We start from the raw sequence: 21444 nt of genomic DNA on the forward strand, positions 1-21444 counted from the left end.
CCCTCAAGACAGGATAGGCCGGAAAGGGGCGAATGCACTGGCAGTGCGCGGCAATACCGGGGCGAGTTGCGGACAGTGACGCAGGATGATGCTGGTCATACCGTTGTTCTCGATCCAATCGAGCCCCAGGGGCGAGTAGATTTCCGGCCGAAAGTCGACGGTGAGAAAACGGTCGCTCTGCAACCGTCGGGAGGCCATCAGAATAAACACGCGAAAAGCCGTATCGCTGAAGCCGAAACCGTCCGGCGGAGGCTCAGAATGCAGGCCGACCATGGTGTCCACCATGTCGATATTGCCATAGAGAACCTGCATTGCCCGCACCGTTTCTGGATCCGACGACAATTCCTCCCAGTTGCTTAAACGCGGCTTGTGCAACGCCTCGCGAAAGTCATTGAAGCGAGGAATTCCGCGGTGCCTATCCCTGACGATGTCGACGACGGAAAGATCGATAATCTCCTCCACGTCGCCTGACATCCGTTTAAACTGGCGTAACGCATTGGGGTAATTATGCAACGTGATTGCACCGGGATGTGCGATTCCGAGTGAATAGATGACATTGTGGAGCCGAAGGTGCCGCATTTTGGCATCGGTTCCCGCACCTTGAATGTCGGCGAAGCCCAATGTTTCTGTTCGCGCACCGGTCTCATAGTTGAAAAACTGATAATCGTCGGGAATGAGCGGATGGAGACGGTAGACCGAAACGAATTCCTCCGTCAGCGAGTACGGGATGCCGTGATGGTCGGGCACAGTCTGCGGAATGCCTTTGAGTTCGTGCGTGTCGAGCATCCAGATGCCGAGCTGCGTGAGCCAGTCCTTAGGCGCGCCGTACCAGTTCGCCGGCAGGCCGACTTTGATCGCCCGCGTCGCCAGAATAGCTGGCGTCCACTCAATGGTGTGAATCTTTGCGATCAGAGCCGATACAATCAATCGAGCGGTGTTGTAGATCCGGTCCGGCTCCCAGTCCGGATATTCGCGCATCAATGCTTCGGCGAGCACGTTGTGTTCACGAGCAAACAGCGTGTGCATCATACTGAGGCCCAGCCACCAGCTTTCGTTGAAGCCAGTGACGTTCATGCCGTTCAATTCGGTCGGCAGATAGAGATCCTCGGTGAGCTTAAGACGACCTCCGTCTCGCAGATCCAGCGCTTTTTCCGCTGTATTGCCGTAAACCTCTGAACCGTCCCACCACGGTGTCGTCATATTTTTGAAAATGGGGTAGCCGCCGGCAGCCATGCGGAAAACCTCATTGCCAGCAATGCGCATAAAAGCCTCCGGCTGACCGCCTGTGGTGCTCTTCCAGAGCTCTCCGTTCGGCATTCGCAATGCAATGTCGGTCTCCGCATTCCCGAGACTATGGCGCTTGTGGTTGACCCAGTCATGCACCTGGAACTGAATCCAGGCCGCGGCAAGCACATTTAGCGAGCGTGCCGGAATGAAAGCCTTTCGCGTCATCAGTTGGCGACTGACTTCGATTGGGTTCGGCTGCCCGAATAGCTCTGGCTTGTAGACCGCTCGCATCGTACGGCCGAACGTCGCTCCCTCCGCACCCATCCGCGGGTTTGAGAGATCGTTGTAGGTACCGTCGAATGTCCGCTGAGTGCGGACCGCCTCGGGAATTACTGGCGGCTGCGGGGTCGCCTGCGGTGGTGCATCCGGCAATTCGGTGTCAAACAAGTTCTTTGTGCGTAGCTCTTCCCGGAGAATGGAGATGTTAAGCAGGCTCATGCGCCAACCGAACCTATACCAGGGCACGTGTGCATTAATCGCCTTAAACAGGGCCGCGACAGCCCGGGCAATCACGATGTTGCGTAGCGGCTTCCGTTCCCGGAACCGTTGGTTCAAGCGATGCGCGGAGCTGGCCGTATAGGCTGCCTTGCGGACACGGTTGAGATTGCCCAGCGGGCGAAATGTCTCGGTCGTATTCCAAGGATTGAAGCCAAGCTGGTCGACAAGCCGCTCCATCGCCCTGCCAGGCGCCGCATCGATGTCCTGCGACGGAATGGTCAGCGTTGCGACCCCGATCGGCCTCGATGCGTCTTCCGTCCACTCGACCGCACCATCCTCGATTGGAGTAAGTTTCTCATCGACATAGCGCTGCAGCAGGAAATCGAACTCGACAGGGCCTTCGCGAAGCCGCTCGGCAATCTCACGATGTAGAAAGTCAGGGTCAGTTGCCGAGGCGGGCTTTGCCGCGGTCGTCTTGGCGCTTGGACGCAGCAGGAACCGAACTGGACCTGCTTCATTGCCCCAGAGAAGAGCGCCTCGGCTCCAATAGCCCTCTGTGGCTAGGCTGTCGACGACGCGCGCTCCCCTCAGGACGTTTCTGAGCATCCTGAGGGTTTCGGAAAAGCCGACTGCGAGGACGAGGCGCGGCAAAAGCAGCAGCTTCGAGCCGGACATCGCCTTGGCGAACGCCACGAATTGATAAGCGTTGCGGGCATGAGAAACCGGAAAATTCGTTGCGAGGAAATCGTGATATTCGTTCTCGGATACTTTAACGCGTAGCGCTATCCCACGCATATCCTTCTTGAAGTCGGCCTGACGGACACCGTTGGCGTTGGAAAGCCGCACGGTCACGTCGTATTGCTTGCCACGCTCAAAAAAACCGACTTCGAGATCTTCTGGAATATTAGGCAGAATCTGAAGTTTCGCATTGTCGACACCAAGTATACATTTCGCGTGAAACGCGCGACTTATGTCGCTTGCTCGGGCGTTCGCCCTATTGGCAAGTTGCACATCCATGATATCGCGTGCCAGCTCTGCAAAAAGCAATGCTTCCGCCTCAGGGTTTCCTCCCTCGTAATTTTCACGCCAGATATGGCCCGAAGACATGCACATCCCCCTGCACAAAAAGCATTGCTAAGAAAAACAAGAATGCGCGACTGGCCATTTTCAAACGCAGGCGTAGCTCCCCACACAATACGCAGGGCTGCGCAAGCTTATCGCCAGTCAGGATACTCGAATAAATTGCGAATTTGATGATAGCACCAATAATGGGAAAATAAAGTGCCATTAGCAAAGACCTTTTTCTCCCCATGACGGCATCGCAAGGGGCACTGGTTGGCCTAATGACTTCAACCAAAGGCGATCAGAGCGTCGGCGGCTTGAATACAGCCAATCGGAAATGCCAAGCGATCATCTTGCGCAGGGTTAGAGGCGGTTGCGGCAACTTCCCGACATAGTCAGCCGAGGTTTTGCGGCACAGCTCTGCCGCCTTTGCGCTCCAATCCGGAAATCTCTCTGCTTTTTCATTTGTCCGTCGGGAAGGTGCACCGATTTCGTGATAGCTGAATGACCGCAATTGACCCGTAGTTGCCGCATCCATCATGGATGCGACCGTTGCCTTCGAATATCCGATTCGGTCAGGGGCGAGTGGCACGCCGCTTACGATGAAACCTGTGAAGCAGAGACTTCGCTGCTCGTAGCGGGAGGCAACGCGCCGGAAGTGTTGCGGCCATTGGAGCACCTCTCGATGCAATAGCCGAAACAGTTCAGAGGCCGTCAGTTGCCGGAGCCATTCCCCCGGGGCGGGGCGGTCTTAGAGCTGACCGATGCCCGCATCAGTGCGAGAAAAAATGAAGAACGAAACGCCAAGCCTCGTTGCCAATCCCGTCCCGCGCTTCTTGCTGCTCGCCAATCGTCGCGATCGGCATTATGGTGCTAGCGCAGTTGCAACACTCTTCCACAAGCTTGGCGCAATTCCATGTTTCTATCCTTGTCGAGGTTGCCTTGCAAAGGAAAACCGCTTTTATGGACGCCTAAATAAAAAGGACGCCTGCAATGAACGAACCGCTCAGAAACCTCCTCGAAGCCGCCAGAAAAGTGCAGTTGTCGAAGAGTGACATTGAAGTCCAGCGTCGCAGCTTTGCATACGGCAACACTCATTTCGAAAATGAGATGATAACCCGCGAGTTGGTCGATCGCGTCGCCGACGAGATGGCAGATCAAAAGAAACATGACTGACGCTACGCGCCGCCACAGCGTGGCAACCGAAGCTTATTTGATCATGGATGAGAAGGCGCGCGCCGAAGCCGAAGCCCGCAACGGCCTTCTCCAGTTCGACCTAGCGCGCGACATGATTGTCGATGCAATCGACAAAGGGGAAAAATGGAAGCTTCGTCCCTCGATGCTACTGTCGCTTCACCGTGAGGCATTGCAAGGCATTAGCATCTATGCCGGCAACTTCCGGCCCGCTGAAGTTTCAATTGAGGGCAGTAAGCACAAGCCTGTCGGGGCATTTCAGGTCCCTGGACTCATTGAGGATTTGTGCGATTATGTCAACGACAACTGGACCGAAAAGACAGCCGTGCATCTTGCGTCGTTCGTGATGTGGCGGCTCAACTGGATCCACCCCTTCAGTGATGGGAATGGGCGGACATCGCGCATGGTGTCCTATTTGGTTCTTTGCGTAAAGCTTCAATTGCCCCTACCCGGGGTCAAGACCATCCCGGACCAGATTGTCGATAACCGGCGCCCGTACTTCGACGCTTTGGAAGCGGCCGATGCGGCTTCAGAAGACGGTGCCTTCGATCTGACAAAGATGGAAGAACTCATTGAGGGCATGCTCGCTACCCAGTTGGCAAGCGTCCTGGAGACCGCGACGGGAAAGCATTTTCTTTCCTGATCGAGGAGGCGTGGCCGGGACGACAGACCAAGTCTTCCGAAAGGCGGCCTGACCGTGGTTGTTGTAGTGCGGCGGCGCGCAGCAGCCGCGGCCAGTGCGGGGGATCGCCCAGCTACACTTGGGACGCCGCGCACCCACGTTCTCTGTTCTTCCAGAGGCCGACCGGCTTGCGTCCTGCCAGCCGAAAGTGAAATGGGCGCGGTCGTGCTGCCTGCGGCGCCTCGGCACCCCACGTCCTCACTATTTGCCCGTCGAGGTCCGGATTTCGCCATGGAGGGAGTCGATGATTGAGCATTCGTACGCATCACCGTTCACCATAGTCCGTTTTAGACGCTTGACGAGGAGTCACCGCGGATTCATAGTTTCGCTGGTCCGTCCCGGTTCGATTTCTGTACCAAACCGTTTCGATGATATCACAGGCGGAACAGTTCGCGACCAATGCAAAGCCGAGGAAATCAATTCATGGACTTCCCATCGCTCGCCCTTGACGCCGCCATCGAGCTCGACAAGTTGGAAAAGCGGCAGCCGGCTGATCTGGCGACTATCCAGCGCTTCGGTCACTATCTTGAGGCGCCGCCGAGTGGCGGACGGCCTGTCAGTCTTTTCGCCCTGAGTGAAAACCCGGTCAACGTCGAGATCCTCAACTCAGCGATCTTTCACACCGAAGGCGCCTCACTCAGCAACTTCAACGATCTTGAACAGTGGGTCAGGGATCTCGTCGCGCAGGCAAAAGCCATCGCCGCCGGTGAAAGCACCGGCAGCGAGGAGATTGGCTCCCTCAAGCGCTTCTGCCTGTCATTGCATCAGGTTCTTCTCGAGGAACTGACACCCGCGCCCGACGACGAGTGGATGCCGGCATATGACGAACGGGTCGCTTGACATCGATTTCGTGCGGCAGAAGCTGCTGTCGGTCATTGACCAGATCAAGCATCTGCAGACATCGGAGTTTCCCTATCAGGAATCGAGAGAAGCTCTTAAATTGCTGGCCGATCTTTACGGTCGGGAACTGAACCGGCTTTCCGGGATCGGGCCAACGACTGACCATACAATACGCCAGCAGGTAACCGCGCAGGTCAATGCCTACATAGCGCGCTATTATACCGTTCTCGGCTTTATCCTGCGCTCGACTAACGTGCGCAATGCGTTCGAGATCTACGATCCGCTTCTGCGCATGAGCCAGACTATCTACGGGCCGGAAGCCAAGTTGATCGTCAGCTCGGAATGGAGCTTTTCGCCGTTTACTTATCCCGCGATTACTGACGAATTCCCCAATCTCATGTTCATAGGGCTGCCAGCGACCGAATCCGGCAACCCGTTGATCGTTCCTCTTGCCGGTCATGAACTCGGCCATTCCATCTGGCGCAAGAAGCCGCACCGCAGCCCCCACCTTTCTGCCCTTGACGCAACATTGCAGAGCCGCCTGGTTGGCGAATATCAAAACAGCTGGAGTGAATTCCAGCAGTTGTTCGACGTCCAAACCAAGCCGGCCGACCTGTTGAGCGACCTTTTCCTGCGCAGCATCTGGGCGCGCTCCTACCGGCTGGCCACGCGCCAGATTGAAGAGCTTTTCTGCGATATCATCGGGCTGCGACTGTTCGGTGAAAGCTACCTTTATTCGTTCATCTACCTGATCGCGCCGCACACAGGCGAGCGCGCCGCCTACTATCCGTCCTTGGGCTCGCGGGTCACGGCACTCGAAAGCGCAGCGAGAGCGTTCGGGATCACCGAGCCGCCGGCCTTCTCGGGCTATTTCATCGATTTGCCGAAGCGGCTACAGGCCAACGAGGCGTTTTGCCTGCGTATGGCAGATCAGGCGTCCACCGCGATGATCGAGGATCTGATCGCCGCCGTAAGTGGTCACGTCGCCCGCACCGGCCTGGCTTTGCCTTCCGACGCCGAGCGCGATCGAATTGTGAAACAATTCTGCGCCCTGTCACCGGCAGCATCGACGACTTCGATCGGCGATACGATCAACGCAGGTTGGGCGATCCGGCTCAACTGGGCGCATTGGAAGAATTTCAACTTCCGCGAGGACACTAGACTGGAAATCCTCAACGATCTGGTGTTCAAAACCATGGAAGTCATGGAATTTGAGTCCCGCACGAGGTAATCTCTATGTTGAGCAGCACTGGATTGATCGGCCGGCTCAATCTCGCTCCTGGCGCCGACGGAGGCATGCTGGCAATCGTGCCGCGCCCTGATCTTGGACGGCTGGCCGCCGTGGGCGCCGCGTCGCTCGATCTGCGTCTCGGCCGATGGTTTCGGACACTGCGGCACTCGCGCACCTCGCTGTTGCGCGTCAGTGAACCGGATGAGGATCCGGTTCCGACCAAGGAACATTTCGTTCGATTCGGCGAGGAGTTCATCCTGCACCCGCACAATTTCGTACTCGGGACGACCTTGGAGTGGATGCGCCTGCCGGCGGATCTCGCCGGCTATGTCACAGGGAAATCGTCACTCGGACGGCGCGGTCTGATTATCGAGACGGCAGCCGGAATCCAGCCGGGGTTTGCTGGCTGTCTTGCCCTCGAATTGAGTAACGTCGGAGAGGTGCCGATCGCCCTGCAGCCGGGAATGGAGATCTGCCAGATCTTCCTCCACGACGTCGGCCCGGACGCAAAGTTCGCAAAGAGCCAATTTACCGGCCGCCGGAAGCCGGTTCTCGGCAATGTCCGGTCCGACGACGTACTCAGGCGGCTCAGCAGCAAATGATACGGCACCAGGGTTAACGGGAGAAAGCGAGCCCGCCTCTATAATCTTGCTGGTCATGTGACAAGACCCGGAAGACGTGTTGAAACCGGCATGCAATCGTTGCTGTAAAGAATGTCAGCAGTATTGTTTATATTGCTGATTCATACAACCATGGCAGCGTATCCTCATTGCAAAATCGAAAAATAAGAGACATAAAGTAGTATCCTTGGGGGGCGATACGGTGATTGAACTTGATATCCTGCGTTCCGTCTGTGAAGCCTGCGACGCCGAAGATCCCGTTCTCCGGCCAGGAATTATACGCTTCGAACTGGAGTTGAAGCGGCCAGATGACGCTGGCGGGTTGGAGGCCCACATCGCCGGTTTGCTGAAAGACGGCCGCTTCGTCCTTCAGCCGCTCGATCCCTTGCTCCCGACGTTCTATGTCCTGCAATTTCCTGGCGTTGCGCGCACCATCGCACCGGACCGCCTATTCGCGATTGCCGACTACCTTGCAGGTGAACTCGAACTCGTGTCCTGCACGCCCGACATCGGCTCGACACTTTACGCCGAGCCCGATGCCCATAGGCTTGACCGGACCAATCCGGAATCAGCGGCTGTCGATGCCCTTTGCTGGTCGAAGGCGTCGGCCCCCACTGATTTCCACTGGTCGGCAAAGGCGGTGCGCGCGCCCGAAGCCTGGGCGATTTCGCCCAAAAAGGGTGCGGGCATTATCGTCGCTCAGCCCGATACCGGTGTCGCCAGTCATCCCGAACTGGATACCGAGGCGCTTCGCTTCGATCTCGCCATCGACATCGTTGGTGGAGATAAGGACCCCGCTGATCCCCTTGATCCGTCTTTTGCCAATCCCGGACATGGAACGGCCACGGCGAGTGTGGTCGTAAGCCGTGAACGTGGCCAGATGGTCGGAACGGCACCAGCAGCGAGCCTTGTGCCGATCCGTTGCACGACCGACGTCAAGATATTCGACGGGACCCCGGTGGCGGCCGCCATCCTTCACGCCGTGAAAATCAAGGCCGACATCATCACCATGAGCCTCGGGGGGATCTTCTCAAGATCGATTTCGGCTGCCATCGGCGTCGCCGTCGATCGGGGACTGATCGTGCTTGCCGCGGCAGGAAATTGTGTCAACTTCGTCGTCTATCCGGCCTCAGACGACCGTGTCATTGCTGTGGCCGGTGTCGATTCGAACGACAAACCGTGGAAGGGAACCAGCGCCGGGCCCAGTGTGACGATCGCCGCTCCAGCGGAGAATGTCTACGTGGCACGCAGGACACCGAATGATCTCGGCATCGGCACGGTTAGCGGTGGGCAGGGGACCTCCTTCGCGGTAACGACCACCGCCGGCGTGGCGGCGCTATGGCTTGCGCGGTTCGGACGCGACAAGGTTCGGGCGGAGGCCAAGCGCCGCGGCGTCAGCGTCCAGGCGCTCTTTCGCGCGGCACTGACGGCGACTGCACGGCGTCCCGCCCGCTGGAACAGCTGGCTTTACGGTGCCGGTGTTGTCGATGCCGCTGCCTTGCTGCGCTTGGCGCTGGCGAAGATCCCGGCAGCAACCGGGAATGAAATAGCACCTGAAGCCGTTCCGGATGCGCCGGAGAGCGCCGCCGTTGCGCAAGTCTTTGCCGATGCCCAGAGCACGGATGTGGTTTGGGCGCGTTACGGCGCAGAGGCAAGCTACCTTGCCGCCGACGCCTGGAGGCGCGGCGACGCCGGGCGCTCCGCGCTGCTCGAAACCCCTGCCCGGCCGCTCCCGTCACCAGGGCTTCAAGCCAAGGCGCCCACCGTCTTGAAACGAAGCCTGCGATTTGCGAATGCAGTTCCACATCTCCAAGCTCCGATTCTTGCGCCCACACCGCCTGCGCGCCACCCTCTGACAATAATTGCGCCGTTGAAGCCTGGCCAGGAAAGCACTGCAGAAAACGCGCGCGCAAGTCTTGCCGGGACGGGTCTGAGGGACTTGCAAGATCTCATCGAAGGCACGCTGACGCAGATCGAATCCCAGACGGAAAGTACCCCTGAGGCAACCGCCGCACGCCGCGATCTGTTGAACAGCACCGAAGCGGTCGTCCGCCAGCTTGCCAGCGATGGCGAGGCGGCGCTTTCCATCGAAGGCAGAATCGTGACCGAGGCGCTTGTCCGGCTGAAGGGCCGCCCAGCCTTCAAGGTGGAGGATGGCGCGATCTCCTCGAAGCATGCCGAATTCACCGATTGGAGTGCGCTTCTGACGGCGGCCAAGCAATATCTGCCCGCCCTTTGTGCGAGCGTCGGCCGCATCGACGTTGCGGGCGCACATGTCGGTACGGGATGGGTCGCCGGTCCCGGGCTCGTCGTGACCAACCGCCATGTGGCAGAGGCCATCGCGGACGTCGTCGTCAAGAGAGGTAGCGGATCGAAATGGTTCATGCGTGACGGTGTCACGATCAATTTCAGCGACAACGGAAGGGGCAACGAATTGCGTTTCAAGGTCAAAGGGGTTGCCGCTGCTGGTGATGCCCAAATTGGCAGAAGCGTCGATTTCGCTCATCTTGACATGGTGGTGCTCGACGTCGAAACGGAGAACACTACCGCGAAGCTCCCCGCGACCGTGGGGCTGACGGGCGATCCCGGCGAAGCCGCAACTTTGCAGGATATCGCGGTGGTCGGTTATCCTGCCCGTCCTGATCGGTCCGCTCTGGAGGATCCTTCCGGCAAGGAAGCTACTGAGACGATCGGAGGCCGTCTGGCGATGATCTTCGGTCTCGACTATGGCCGGAAATATTTCAGCCCGGGCACCATCGTCCAAGCGGCCGGGGGCGTGAAGGCGGACGGCAATCACTGGATATTCAGCCATGACGCGACAACGCTGGGTGGCTCGTCAGGCTCCGCAATCATTACCTTTTCAAACGATCTTCCGATCCTTGGCCTGCATTTCGCAGGCCAGGTGATGACCGCCAATTACGCTCACTCTCTGGCCGCAGTGAAACAATCGCCATTTATCGGGGCGGATGTTACCGAACGGATGGTATGGAGATAGGGCGCGCCGTGTCAGAAGGTCCTGATGAGCTCGATCCCGGCAGGCTCTCACGTCAGGTCAAGGTAACCCGCGAGACGTTCGAAAAGGCCTTCGACGCCTTTGCCGAGGTGAGCCCTGACGAACGCATCCCGTTCAAGGCCGTCGCCTTGAAACGTCAGCGGGCAGCGCCCCTTGGCCCGGGCCGCGAGCGAGATTTCGCCGATTTCGAAGCTGCGCTGCGCTATGCGAGCGATAAAGGGTTCCTGCAGGGTTTCTGTTCCGCAGGCGGTGCAACGCTGTTCAAGGCAAGCAGCGAGGATGATGGTACTGGCGGGGTGGTCATGGCGGCCGCGCTGGTTGCGGATGCGCGCGATCGCGCGAGCGTGCTCGTCACCTTCGAGGCAATCGTTAATGACCAGGAGCGCTTTCGCGATCCCGACGACGTCAATGCCGCGGTGATGCGCGCACAACGCTGCACCTGTCGCATCGTTGTGCGCGATGGTGCCCGGCGTACACGGGGAACGGGTTTCCTGATCGGGCCGCGCCTCGTGCTGACGAACTGGCACGTCGTTCGTTCGCTGTTGGAACCTATGAGCGACGAAGAGGCTGCGGCCGCAGGGCTCGCCCCGGCAGAATCATGGAAGGCTGCCGCCGGCAGCGCGGCAAGGCTCGGCGTGGAATTCGATTTCACGGCACGCGCCGCACAGGCGGGCGGTGTTATCCGCATCGGTGTAATCGAGAACTGGCTGGTCGCGGCAAGCAGTGCCGAAGGATCCGAGCGAACCGGCAGTGAAGGTGCCGGCGACTGGCCGGCAGACGGCGCGGATTTCGAGCCGTACGACGATTTCGCCGTGATTGAGATCGCCGAGCCGGCAGGACTGGAGCGGCGCTTTTATGATATCGTCTCCGAAGACCCGCCTATGCCAAGAGGCAATATGGTCCTCCTGCATCACCCGGGCGAATTTTCGATGCGCCTGTCCTACGGAAGTTTCGATCTCGGTCTACCAGCTGCAAACCTTCTCGGCGGCGTTCCCGCGAAGACATCTGCGAGGATCCTTCATAGCGCAAATTCCATCGGCGGCTCATCCGGCGCACCTTGCTTCAATTTCGACATGATGCCGGTGGCGCTGCACCAAGCGGGCGTCACCTATGGCGGCAATTCTGATATCAGCGACGATAACGGCGATCCCGTGCCAAGCGCGAACGTCAATATCGCCATACCGTTGCGCCGTATCCGTGCCAAGGCCGGACCGGCCATCATCGCCCGGATGGGTGCTCTCCAAGCACTCAAACCAGCGCTGTCAAATGGCGATCCATTGATTGGGCGCGGAGAGTTGCAGGAGGCGATTGCGGAGGCAAGCCGGGGCAAGGTCAAGATACTCATCGTTCGCGCCGATCTCGGTGTGGACGGAAAGCCGCTCCAGCGCGTCGGCAAAAGTTTCTCAAGGCGCATCCTGCGGGAATTTCTTGATCTCGCCGAACACGAAATCGTCGAGATCAGCGCCGCAAACCTAATGCAGAACGCGTACCGCACTGCAGCCGCCCTCCTTGAGGCTGTCAGCGCCGGCCGGTCATCCGCCCTGACCCCCGTTGATGACAGCAGCCTACCTGCCGATCGTCAATCGACCGAGATCAACGACGTTGTCATGCGCGTTGCTGGCGAACTAAAGGCTGAGCTCGTCAGGATCGCTGGCCAGCGAACATTGTGGCTCGTCATCGACGAACTTGAAAAACACGCGCTGCCGGACACAACTACGCGAACGCTCCTCGACCGGCTTTATGCAGACGTCTCCGTCGAACCGTCGCTTCGCCTCGTCATGCTCGGCCTGGTTGACGTCGATCTGCCGTCACTGCAAGGCATCAAGGCCAAACGCCTCGAAAAGCCGCTGACGCATCTCGACAGCAGCCGGGTAGCCTCCTGGGTAGGCAATCGAGTTGACGGGCGGTTCGGCTTGCCGGACGTGGCGTGCGAATGCCTTGCCGCCGTCGTCTCGTCGGTCGCAAGCAGCCGGGTCAGCGAGACCTTCAGCATGACGCAGGCCGTCGCCGCGGTTGTCCGCAACGACCTCGACCCCCATCTCAAGAAACGGATGGGTGTATGAACGCAACCAAACATGACACACCCGAAAACGCCGCTCTCGTCCTTCGCCGGCGGGCCGCCGTCGTCGGCACGTTCGATCCGGTGGCTTTCCTGCAGCTGCCGGTCCGCGCGGAGGACAAGGAGGCCTTCGAGGACCGTGTCCTGGCATTCTTATCGCCGATGATGGAAGAGGTCATCGAAGACAAGCGCGTGCTCTGGCGCCTGCGGCCGCAGCCACGGCGCGACACTTTGAGGGAGATGGCCGCCGAGGGGGTACTGGAACAGACCGTCAGGCAAACCAAACCGCAAGTTTCTGATCGCTTCGGCCAAGTCCTCCAGGCAATGTTGAAAAAGGGGGCGGCAGCCGGCGATCCGCGCAAAATGTCGACGGACGACCTGATGTTACAGGCCTTGGCGCTCGATTTCGTCCGTTCCTTGCCGACGGATTGGCCGGTCAGGGAACCGCCGGTAGACCCGCGCGTGATGTTGGCGCGCAAGGCCGAGCGACGCCGGCAGGACTTTGTGGCCCCCCGTAAGCTGTTTGGCCGTGCGCTCGAGGCACATGCCCTCGACCAGTATATTGAAAGCGGCCTTTTGCAGCAGCCACTGGTCGCGCTCCCCAAACCGCCAAGCGACTTCGCACGCCTTCGTCCTCTGCTCGTCACCGGCATAGGCGGCTCGGGCAAGTCGGCTCTTGTCGCCGATTTAATGCGCCGCACCCAGAAAGACGACTGGTCAGGTCCGATCTGCGTCTGGATTGATTTTGACCAGCGCAACGTTGCTCTCGGGGGCGAGCGCGAATGGCTGAACGAGGTTACTCGGCAGATCGGCTTTGCCAGGCCAGCAGCGGCCGAGCGTCTATCGGCGATCCGGAACGCGGCTCGAAACGATCTGCACAGGCTCACTCAAGAGAGCGGCGACGTGGAGCGGCTCTCCGGTACCGAGAGCTTGAACGTTGTTTCATCCATGCGCGAGGAAATGCAACGGGCCTTGGGTGACGGGATGTTTGCCGAACAAACCCTCGTTGTCCTCGTCGATACCTTCGAGGAAGTCCTGGTACGCTCCAATATGAAGGCCCCTTTTCTGGACCAGGAGCCGTTCGGCCTTGTGCTCGAATTCTTGAACTCACTCGAAGTGCTCCGGTGCCACGACGGACGTCCGCTGTTCAAGGATGTAAGGGCGGTAGTCGCTGGCCGAGCGCATCCCTTCCAGGGCGATGATGGTGATGCTGCTCGTTGGTTCGAAGCACGCCTGGAGATCGGCGAGCTCGGTCCCGAGGCCGCGGTCGAGTTCCTGAGGAGCCGTGCAGATCGCCAAATCTTCACACAGGCGCGAAGCCGGCGCCTCGTTGGCGCCATTCCGCGGTTTCCAATCGTGCTCCTGTTGCTCGCTGCGTTTTCGCGCGGGCGCACGGCTGCGGAGATCGAGGAGGCTGCCACGCTTGCCGAAGGCTCAGGGGTTCTTGGTGCCGCATCCAGTACGCGCGTGCTCTATTCCCGCTTTCTGCACCGGTTGAAAGACCATATCGTCACCGATGCTGCCGGGGAGCGGCTGATTTCCAGGGACGACCTTTCCAAACTGGCACATCCGGGACTTGCGCTCACGGTGGTCACGCCCACACTTATCCGGGAGGTCCTTGCCGGTCCGACAGCACTTGGCGCAATCGATGTGCAGAAATCTATAGACCTCTTTGAGGCCCTCTCCCGTGAAGTCTGGCTGGTCGAGCGCTCCGGCGATGACGCAATACGCCACGTTCCTGTCCTCAGGCGCATCATGCTGCCGATGCTCGACAGCGACCTGTCACCGGCGGGAAATTCCGAGATCCCCATGCGCGAGACGGTTCGCGCGGTCCATCGCGCTGCCGCCAACTGGTACCGGGCTGGCGGTGGGGCTGGCGAGCCGGACGCTGCAACTCTCGCAGCCTATCATGACGCCTTCTTGGGCGAGGTCGGTTTACTGCTCACCGATCCCAGCCTGGTGCGCCGCCTGATTGACCTTGCCGGGGAAGACGTCTTCGCGATGCCGCTTGCGGCGCGTGCAATCCTCCGCCGCGAGGACAAATCGGACATCGGGCTGTCCAACCAGGAGACCGCAGCCTTGCCTGTCGACGCGCGCAGAAAGGCTGTTGCGACTCGCCGTGCCGAACGGGCGCGCCTCGGGGTCACATCGAGGCAGGCAGAACGATATGAGCCCATAGGCGATCTGGAGATGGAGCAGCTGGCGCTTATCGATGCGGGTTCCGATGAGCATTCTTACCAAGGCTCCGGCCACGGACGGCAGCTCGACATAGTGGAAGACATTGATACGGCTCGCCGGATCGCAGCCCTGTTTTCCGAGGCCGACTTCGAAGGCGTCGTTCGCTCCGGCCGGAGCGGCGTATTGCGGATGGCGGAGGCTCCCGAGCATGAGCCGCCCCTTGACAAATTGGGCGACTTGACCAGCCACTGGCTTTGGAAATGGGCATTGTCTTGTCTGGCGACTGGCGCCGTCCAGGAAAGCGACCTTCTGTGGGCAACCGAGAGCGCATCCTTCCCTTTTCAGCCATCGTCGCGAAACCCCTTCGCGCTGGGGACCCTCTTGGCGCTTGCCGTTGCGACGGTGGCGCTCGGACGTACCCCGGCTTTCGTCGACCATGCTCCTTATCGCGACGCTATTACCGCCTATCCGGTTCTTGCCTCTGCACCAATCGCGTCCATCCTATCGCTGCGCCTCCATGCGCTGTCGAAGTATTGGAACCCGGCCTTGATGGCCTATCCGCGGAACTATTTTGACGTCCGAGCGGATATCACCCAGGTCGTGGCCATCTGGGGGATGTTGAAGCCAGACGAGCGCGAGGGGTCGACGTTGCTGCAGATCCCTGGCACCCTCTTCAGGCAAATCGACGAATTCCAGAGTGGGCCACCGGCATCGACGGACCTTAAAATCCTGGATGCCCCAGAGGCGTTCTTCCGGGTCTCCAACGAGGGCGTTCCAGCCTATCGTTCCGCACACGGCGGCATGGCCCGGGCGATGGAAACCGTGTTGCGTGGCCGGACCCCGGAGCTTTACGACCCCATCCGGGCGGCGTTGGGAGACGTTGCTGCCGACGACCCCAGCGGGTTTGGCGAAGCCCTCGATGTGATCGCCGCCGGAACGCCTTTCTGGCCATCGGACTGTCACCCGGGCCAACTGTTTTCGACGCGTCACAACCTCAGAGAAATCGACTTTTTTCTCGCGCGACTCGTTGTGTTCCTCGATCTTGCGGGACTGACGCAAGACCTGTTCGCTGCACTCTCGGCAAGCGCCCAGCGCGGACGACGGTTCGTCGCCGTTGCCGGGCTCTTGCATCGCTATGACAGCCTGCTGCGGCTGCCCCGCTTTGACGAGATGGTGGCCGCTGGTGGAGCCTAAAATGCCGACCAGAGCAGGAAGCCGTTTTCCCAATAAGCTCGGCAGCATCAAAGATTGCGCTGCGGCAGGTACCTATGTAGGGCCGCGAAGAAGCCTGCCGATTTCCATGCGGCTCGATTTCCGATGACGAAGAGCGATGTCTTCGCGCGGGTTACGCCGACATTGGCGAGATTCGGTCTTCCACCAGCCCACGCGCGTGCGCCCTGTTGAGAGGGAGACTGCGCGCTCAGAACAAAGAAAACAATATCCGCTTCTCGGCCTTGAACTGTTTGAACGGTCCCAACCCGGTCCCTGACCCACGTCCGAGGCCCGTCTACCCAGCCGTCGAGAACGCGACTGTCGACCAGTTTGTCGCGGAGATTGTCCTGAACGACGACAAATGGCGTGATGACACGTCAATCAGCACCGAACATTCACCCCTTTTGCTTATCCAATTTTGACCCCCCTGTGCTGTAGATCAGCGCTTGGCCTGCCCGGCGCTGGCCGGGGTTGCAGAGGGTAGGCCAAGTGCGGGTGATGATCTTCTTCGACTTTAGCTTTGAGAGCGGTTCTTGAAGCGCCAGGACTCATTGCCGGTCTCGACAATCTCGCAGTGATGGGTCAGGCGGTCGAGAAGTGCCGTCGTCATCTTGGCATCGCCGAACACCGTCGGCCATTCACCGAACGCCAGGTTCGTGGTGACAATGATCGACGTGCGCTCGTAGAGCCTGCTGATCAGATGGAATAGGAGTTGGCCGCCGGCCAGGGCGAAAGGCAGGTAGTCGCGCCCATTGCGCGCGAGGCGCGGCGCGTCGAAGCAAAGAACAGTACCGACTTTGCCGACGGACAATGCAGCCACCAGCTTCTCAGGAGCTGGACGGGCAACCATTCCGCTGGCTGAACGTCTGAGATCATCATCGATGACCTCAACGGTGCGGAAGCCGCGATGCCGCCCGAAGTCAACCAGTTCATATATTGCCGGCGACAGCTCGCAGGATTGTTCTCAACGTGGCCTTTGCTCGACTGCCTTACGTAAACAATGGCTTTCGCTTGTCGCTTTCAATTTGCGATTTCAAACGGCGGAATACCTTAAGTCAGTTGGACTTAACGGGCAGAATCAGCCCAATTTTCAGCTAAGGATTTCATGGTTTACAATTGCAAATGCGGTTAAGGTCTTGGATCAGCGCCACTTCCCAAGGGAGGTGTTGTTCGTCGCGATGCATCGTATGCAAGCAAAATTGTGTCCACCGATAAGCCTTAGTCACTCGCAGCCAGTCTTGACCTGCGGAGATGGCGTCCGATTTTCAGCTGGCGCTTGAATGAAATCCCTAGCTGAAATTCACAACGCCGGATCCCGGGTGCCTGGCAAATCGGCGACGGCGTCGAATTTACGGTTCGTTAACCATTTGAATTAACCACGTTCTTTTGGAATAAGGAATTGAACTTGGCCCTTACTTCCGTCGCACCGAGGGCGTTTTTTTGAGGCAATCACCTCCGATAAGTAATGCTTATCGGAAGTAATTGCTATAACGCCGCAAATCAGCGATGTCGGTCGTCCTGGATCGGCGGATTCGCCCGGAAATCCGGGCATTTAGGGCAATTTCGCCCGGGATGACCGGACTCTCAATCGCAAAATTCGACGGCCGCCGTCGGCACACATGGCCGGTCCTCATTTCCGGAATTGAGCGCCGGCGCCCTTCAGCAGGCTTCTCCGCCCGCAGCCATCACCAAAGCCGCTGTTTTTCCAGCATTTCCGCCCTGGAAGCCCGCTGACGCGCATTTGCCACCGCGGACGCTCCGTTGCTCGTCCGCGGTAGCATTTTGAGTCTGACGGGCCGCTATTCAATGGCTAAAACACGCTTGCAACTGTTCGATTTCTAACGCATGCCTTATCTGTACAAACTACTTCGAGACAGGGCCGTTACAAGCGCGATGGCAAAGCCACAAACATTTGACAACCAACAATCTCCCAAGCGGCTGATCGGTTATGCCCGGGTGTCGACGGATGAACAGGTCCACGATGCCCAGTTGGACGAGCTGCGTGCAGCCGGCTGCGATCGGATCCATCAGGAGCATGGTTCCGGAGCATCGCGGGCTCGACCGGTGCTGACGCGATTACTCGCTGAACTTAGCGCCGGCGACGTCCTCATTGTCGTGCGCCTCGATCGACTGGCCCGATCCGTCAGTCATCTCTTGTCGGTGATCGAGGACCTCGAGGCCCGCGGCGTGCATTTCCGGTCGATCCGCGATCCAATCGATACGTCGACCCCGCAGGGCATGTTTTCCCTTCAGGTCCTCGGCGCCGTCGCGCAGCTCGAGCGGGCGCTAATCGCTGAGCGTACCAAAGCCGGCATTAAGGCGGCGAAGGCACGCGGCAAGCTTCCTGGAAATCCCGGTCTGCGAGAACGACGGCCGGAGGCGATCAAGGCAATCTCGCAGGCACGGGAGAAGCTCTATCTCGATGAACTCATTGCATCGGCGCAGACGTGGCTGCCGATGGTGCGTCAACTCCGGCCGCAGCACAGTTGGGACAATGTCGTGCGGGTTCTCAATCGCCGTGGCCACGACTGGACCGTCGAACGCCTTCGTCGCGCTGTTCATCGCATGGTACGCGAAAAGCTCGCGGAGAAGGAACTCCTTGCTCGATCCCCTCGCCGGGCTCCCGAAGACTATCTGATGAAGCTGGTGGCGGCAATTGCCATTGCCGATCCCAACCTGTCGCTGCGCGACATTGCCGCGCAACTGGACCAGATGGGAGAACGGCCTGTGCGCAGCGGCAAGAACTGGCAACCGTCCTCGGTGCGGGTCCTGCTGGACGAAGCCCACCGATTTGGCCTCATTCGCCGTTGAGGGCATGGTTCATCCGACGCCCGATGGCAGAGAGTCTTTTCTTGTCGCTATTCGACTGCATAGCCGTCAGGTCCGGCCTTTGGGGATCTGTAGCGCCAGGACCGCTAGTCGCTATCGCTCCGCGGTTTCAGCTCAGCGCCTACATCCTCGCCGCGGAGCCGGCTTCCTCCGCCTGCTCGCCCCCTCCCCCGGAACGTGCTGAAGGCTTCAGCCGCGGTGATTATGATCCGCAGAGGCGCGCGGGCCATGACCCTCGGCGGCGCGGGTAAAAGCAGAGGACAGCCGCTCCCCTCGCTACCAAAAAGCCGTCTCGGCTGCACGACGAATTCGGGCGCGAGCCGGAACTCAGTCAGACAGTATTTGTTTCTTTTACAATCCGTCCGCGTTTCGGCGTTCTTTCAAGGATGCTCGACAATTTGATTGAGCCATTTGTCCGCGCCGCCAGCTATATTTCCTACAAGAATGATTACGGCCGAAGATCTGCAAACATTCGTTTTACGACCAGCAAATTTCGACTGTCCTCGAAGCCTGGGAGGTCTTCGTCCTGAAGCATCCTGCGGAGACCGCCGTTAAGATTACAAAGCAATGTCTCCTTTCAGTCGTGACAAACACCGCGATTGTTCGTTCGAACACGAAGCCGCTCAATCGGCTCCGTGCATCAACTGACCTTACTACACCAGCCGCATAGAAGGGCTGTCGGCCATTCTACCCGGGCAACCATGACCAATGCCCTTAGAACGTCATGTACGATCAAAAATGACCGCCAAGACCCCGCGACCCATGGCGGCGACAGGACGGTACCTATCTCTACACAACCGATCTTGTGAGAGGTGGCGCGAGGAGCGGGTCATGCGCCGTCCATAGTAGCGCCCGAAAATGTCGTTTCTTTTCAGAGTGTTGTAGCCGTGGTCAGCTGACCACCGGAAAAGCAGCTGTTGGCAGTGCGTCCCACCCCAAAAGACTTGCTGGCCCACGACAGCAGAGTCTGGCGAAAAACCTCGATCAGTGGACCCGCTGACCTAGCACTCAATCCTCTCCGGCGGCGACTAGATGTGGAGCCTCAACAGGTTGTCCTGGGTAAGAGCGAGCCTAGTGATTGGTGGTTTTGAGTTTAGACTTCCGTGAGGCCTGTGCCAATTGTAGCGATGAAGCCATCGTGGCAGTTCGGCGGCGCGCATGTCCGAGTTGGGATAGGCGACGGCGTAGGCCCACTCTCTGAGGGCGGTCTGGATGAAGCGTTCGGCCTTTCCGTTGGTTTTAGGCGTATATGGTCTGGTGCGAACGTGCTTGAGGCCGTTGTCGCGACAAGCTTGGCCGAATGGCTTTGATGTGTAGCAGGGACCATTGTCGGTCATGACGCGCTCGACCGCGATCCCGAGGCTGGCATAATAGGCCAATGCCGCCTTCAAGAAGGCCACGGCGCTTTCTTTCGTCTCGTCCGGCGATATCTGTGAGAAAGCGATGCGAGAGGCATCGTCGATGGCCACATGAACGCATTCCCAACCGGCGCCCCAACTCTTGCCTCTGCGCGAACTCTGGCGAGTGCGATCGCCGGTGATGCGGTGGCCGACCTCATGAAACCGGCCGAGCTTCTTGATGTCGATATGAATCATCTCGCCGGGAGCCTGGCGTTCATGACGACGCACAGGCTCGGCCGGCTCGATATCCTTGAGGCGGGAGAGGCCTGCGCGCTTGAGAACCCGGCTCACCGTCGCTGCAGATACACCGGTTTCGATCGCGATGTGCTTGCCAGTCAGGCGCTGGCGGCGAAGCGTGATGATGCGCTCCGCCAGCGCCTGACTGGTCTGCCGGGGCATGGCATGAGGTCGGGAGGAACGATCGAGCATCGCCTCTCGACCACCGGCCTTGAAACGCTCGACCCAACGGGCGACGATCTTGGCCGCGACGCCATAGGCCTGTGCTGCCTGAGCCTGGGTCAGATGCCCTTCGATAACAGCAAGCGCCATTTGTTCCCGGCGCAACGGCGTCAGTCGGGCATTCTTATGAATGTTCATTCGCGGCGATCCTTCCGACTCGAGGTGTGATAGCTCCAGTCTCCTAAATCCGCTTTGAATGGACAACCTCCCGAAAGCTCACAACTAGAGCCTGCGCGCTCCGAGTACGCCAAGTGGCGGAAACGCGAAGCTTTCATCTCGCGCAGCGTTGGAGCCGGTTGCGGCAATGGTATCTGCATCACGTGCCCGGGTCTGGTCCGAGCGATGAGTGCGGCCGGAAGTGGTTGTAATCGTCGGCCCAGCAATGGCGCTTCGGGCATAATCGCAGCCGAGGAACAGGCTTTGGTTGACCATCTCGTCCCGCATCCGGCCGTTGAAGCTCTCGACATTAGCGTTTTGCATCGGCTTCCCGGCGTGATGCCGTGCGACTCGACACTATGATCCTTCGACCTGGCAAGGATGGCATTCGAGGTGAATTCCGTGCCGTTGTCGGAGACGATCATCCCCGGTTTGCCGCGCCGTTCGATGAGGACCGACAGTTCGCGAGCGACGCGACGACGCAAGATCGAGGTGCACGGGATCGCCGCCAGGCATTCGCGGGTCACGTCTTCGACGAAGTTGAGCACGCGAAACCGCCTTCCGCAAGCGAACTGGTCGTGAACGAGATTCAGCGAGCTTCGGGCATTGGCCTTCGCTTCGACCAGGATCGGGCCACGCGTGCCGACAGTGCCGCCCCGGCTTTTCTGCTTGCGAACGGAAAGTCCTTCTTCGCGATAGAGCCCGTAGATGCGGTCGACCCCAACGGCGCTCCCCCCCCGCCGAAGCCGCCGGTCGCCGGTCGCCGGTCGCCGGTCGCCGGTCG

The 21444-nt window shown here is 59.4% G+C and carries 14 protein-coding genes and 3 pseudogenes; 9 read left to right on the forward strand and 8 right to left on the reverse strand.

The annotated features are described in order from the left end of the window. Window positions 1-3: 3 nt before the first annotated feature. The 3 genes from MOV76_RS13760 to MOV76_RS13770 form a co-directional block, all read right to left on the reverse strand. Window positions 4-2832: a peroxidase family protein gene (locus MOV76_RS13760; RefSeq protein ID WP_199287286.1), complete on the reverse strand. Its 2829-nt coding sequence runs from the start codon at window positions 2830-2832 to the stop codon at window positions 4-6. Then, on the reverse strand, window positions 2807-3013 hold the full coding sequence (locus MOV76_RS13765) for a hypothetical protein (RefSeq protein WP_016737373.1): 207 nt from the start codon (window positions 3011-3013) through the stop codon (window positions 2807-2809). The genes MOV76_RS13760 and MOV76_RS13765 overlap by 26 nt, the downstream gene beginning before the upstream one ends. A gap of 75 nt (window positions 3014-3088) precedes the next feature. Next, window positions 3089-3328: a hypothetical protein gene (locus MOV76_RS13770; RefSeq protein WP_125462013.1), complete on the reverse strand. Its 240-nt coding sequence runs from the start codon at window positions 3326-3328 to the stop codon at window positions 3089-3091. A 452-nt stretch (window positions 3329-3780) separates the two neighbouring features. Between MOV76_RS13770 and MOV76_RS13775 the strand changes: the two genes are divergently transcribed. The 8 genes from MOV76_RS13775 (at window position 3781) to MOV76_RS13810 (ending at window position 15798) form a co-directional block, all read left to right on the forward strand. After that, window positions 3781-3963 (forward strand): hypothetical protein, encoded by a 183-nt coding sequence (locus MOV76_RS13775; protein WP_009991623.1) that lies wholly within the window; start codon window positions 3781-3783, stop codon window positions 3961-3963. Beyond that, window positions 3956-4624, forward strand: a complete 669-nt coding sequence (locus tag MOV76_RS13780) for a Fic family protein (protein WP_016737371.1) — start codon at window positions 3956-3958, stop codon at window positions 4622-4624. The genes MOV76_RS13775 and MOV76_RS13780 overlap by 8 nt, the downstream gene beginning before the upstream one ends. A gap of 462 nt (window positions 4625-5086) precedes the next feature. Beyond that, entirely contained in the window at window positions 5087-5503 is a 417-nt protein-coding gene (locus MOV76_RS13785) for a hypothetical protein (protein ID WP_016737370.1), read from the forward strand. Then, on the forward strand, window positions 5484-6734 hold the full coding sequence (locus MOV76_RS13790) for a hypothetical protein (protein ID WP_016737369.1): 1251 nt from the start codon (window positions 5484-5486) through the stop codon (window positions 6732-6734). Before MOV76_RS13785 ends, MOV76_RS13790 begins: the two co-directional genes overlap by 20 nt. Window positions 6735-6739: 5 nt before the next feature. Then, the gene (dcd, locus tag MOV76_RS13795) at window positions 6740-7336 is read left to right on the forward strand and encodes a dCTP deaminase (RefSeq protein ID WP_016737368.1); all 597 of its coding nucleotides are present in this window, start codon (window positions 6740-6742) and stop codon (window positions 7334-7336) included. Between the two features lie 220 nt (window positions 7337-7556). Continuing rightward, window positions 7557-10349 (forward strand): S8 family serine peptidase, encoded by a 2793-nt coding sequence (locus tag MOV76_RS13800; protein ID WP_125462012.1) that lies wholly within the window; start codon window positions 7557-7559, stop codon window positions 10347-10349. Window positions 10350-10357: 8 nt separating this feature from the next. Continuing rightward, window positions 10358-12430 (forward strand): serine protease, encoded by a 2073-nt coding sequence (locus MOV76_RS13805; RefSeq protein WP_064820001.1) that lies wholly within the window; start codon window positions 10358-10360, stop codon window positions 12428-12430. A gap of 236 nt (window positions 12431-12666) precedes the next feature. Further along, complete coding sequence (locus tag MOV76_RS13810) at window positions 12667-15798, forward strand: AAA family ATPase (RefSeq protein WP_247264708.1); 3132 nt, start codon at window positions 12667-12669, stop codon at window positions 15796-15798. A gap of 47 nt (window positions 15799-15845) precedes the next feature. Here MOV76_RS13810 and MOV76_RS13815 read toward each other — a convergent pair whose 3' ends face one another. The 3 genes and pseudogenes from MOV76_RS13815 to MOV76_RS40090 all read right to left on the reverse strand — a co-directional run. Then, complete coding sequence (locus tag MOV76_RS13815) at window positions 15846-16187, reverse strand: AAA domain-containing protein (RefSeq protein WP_077991556.1); 342 nt, start codon at window positions 16185-16187, stop codon at window positions 15846-15848. A 143-nt stretch (window positions 16188-16330) separates the two neighbouring features. Next, window positions 16331-16558 (reverse strand): annotated as a pseudogene (locus tag MOV76_RS40085) (ATP-binding protein); the annotation flags it as partial. Between the two features lie 51 nt (window positions 16559-16609). Continuing rightward, window positions 16610-16765: pseudogene (locus MOV76_RS40090) on the reverse strand (resolvase); the annotation flags it as partial. Window positions 16766-17709: 944 nt separating this feature from the next. On the opposite strand from MOV76_RS40090, the gene MOV76_RS13825 reads away from it, so the two are divergent. Continuing rightward, window positions 17710-18627 carry a recombinase family protein gene (locus tag MOV76_RS13825; protein WP_008534020.1) on the forward strand — a complete coding sequence of 306 codons (918 nt, stop codon included), beginning with the start codon at window positions 17710-17712 and terminating at the stop codon, window positions 18625-18627. Window positions 18628-19673: 1046 nt separating this feature from the next. Here MOV76_RS13825 and MOV76_RS13830 read toward each other — a convergent pair. Both MOV76_RS13830 and MOV76_RS13835 read right to left on the reverse strand, forming a co-directional pair. Beyond that, a complete protein-coding gene (locus MOV76_RS13830) occupies window positions 19674-20642 on the reverse strand; it encodes an IS481-like element ISRel2 family transposase (protein WP_011053284.1) in 969 nt (322 codons plus the stop codon). 84 nt (window positions 20643-20726) lie between these two features. Then, window positions 20727-21444 (reverse strand): annotated as a pseudogene (locus tag MOV76_RS13835) (integrase core domain-containing protein); the annotation flags it as partial.

The sequence above is a fragment of the Rhizobium sp. PRIMUS64 genome (assembly GCF_023006465.1).
Taxonomy (GTDB): Bacteria; Pseudomonadota; Alphaproteobacteria; order Rhizobiales; family Rhizobiaceae; genus Rhizobium; species Rhizobium leguminosarum.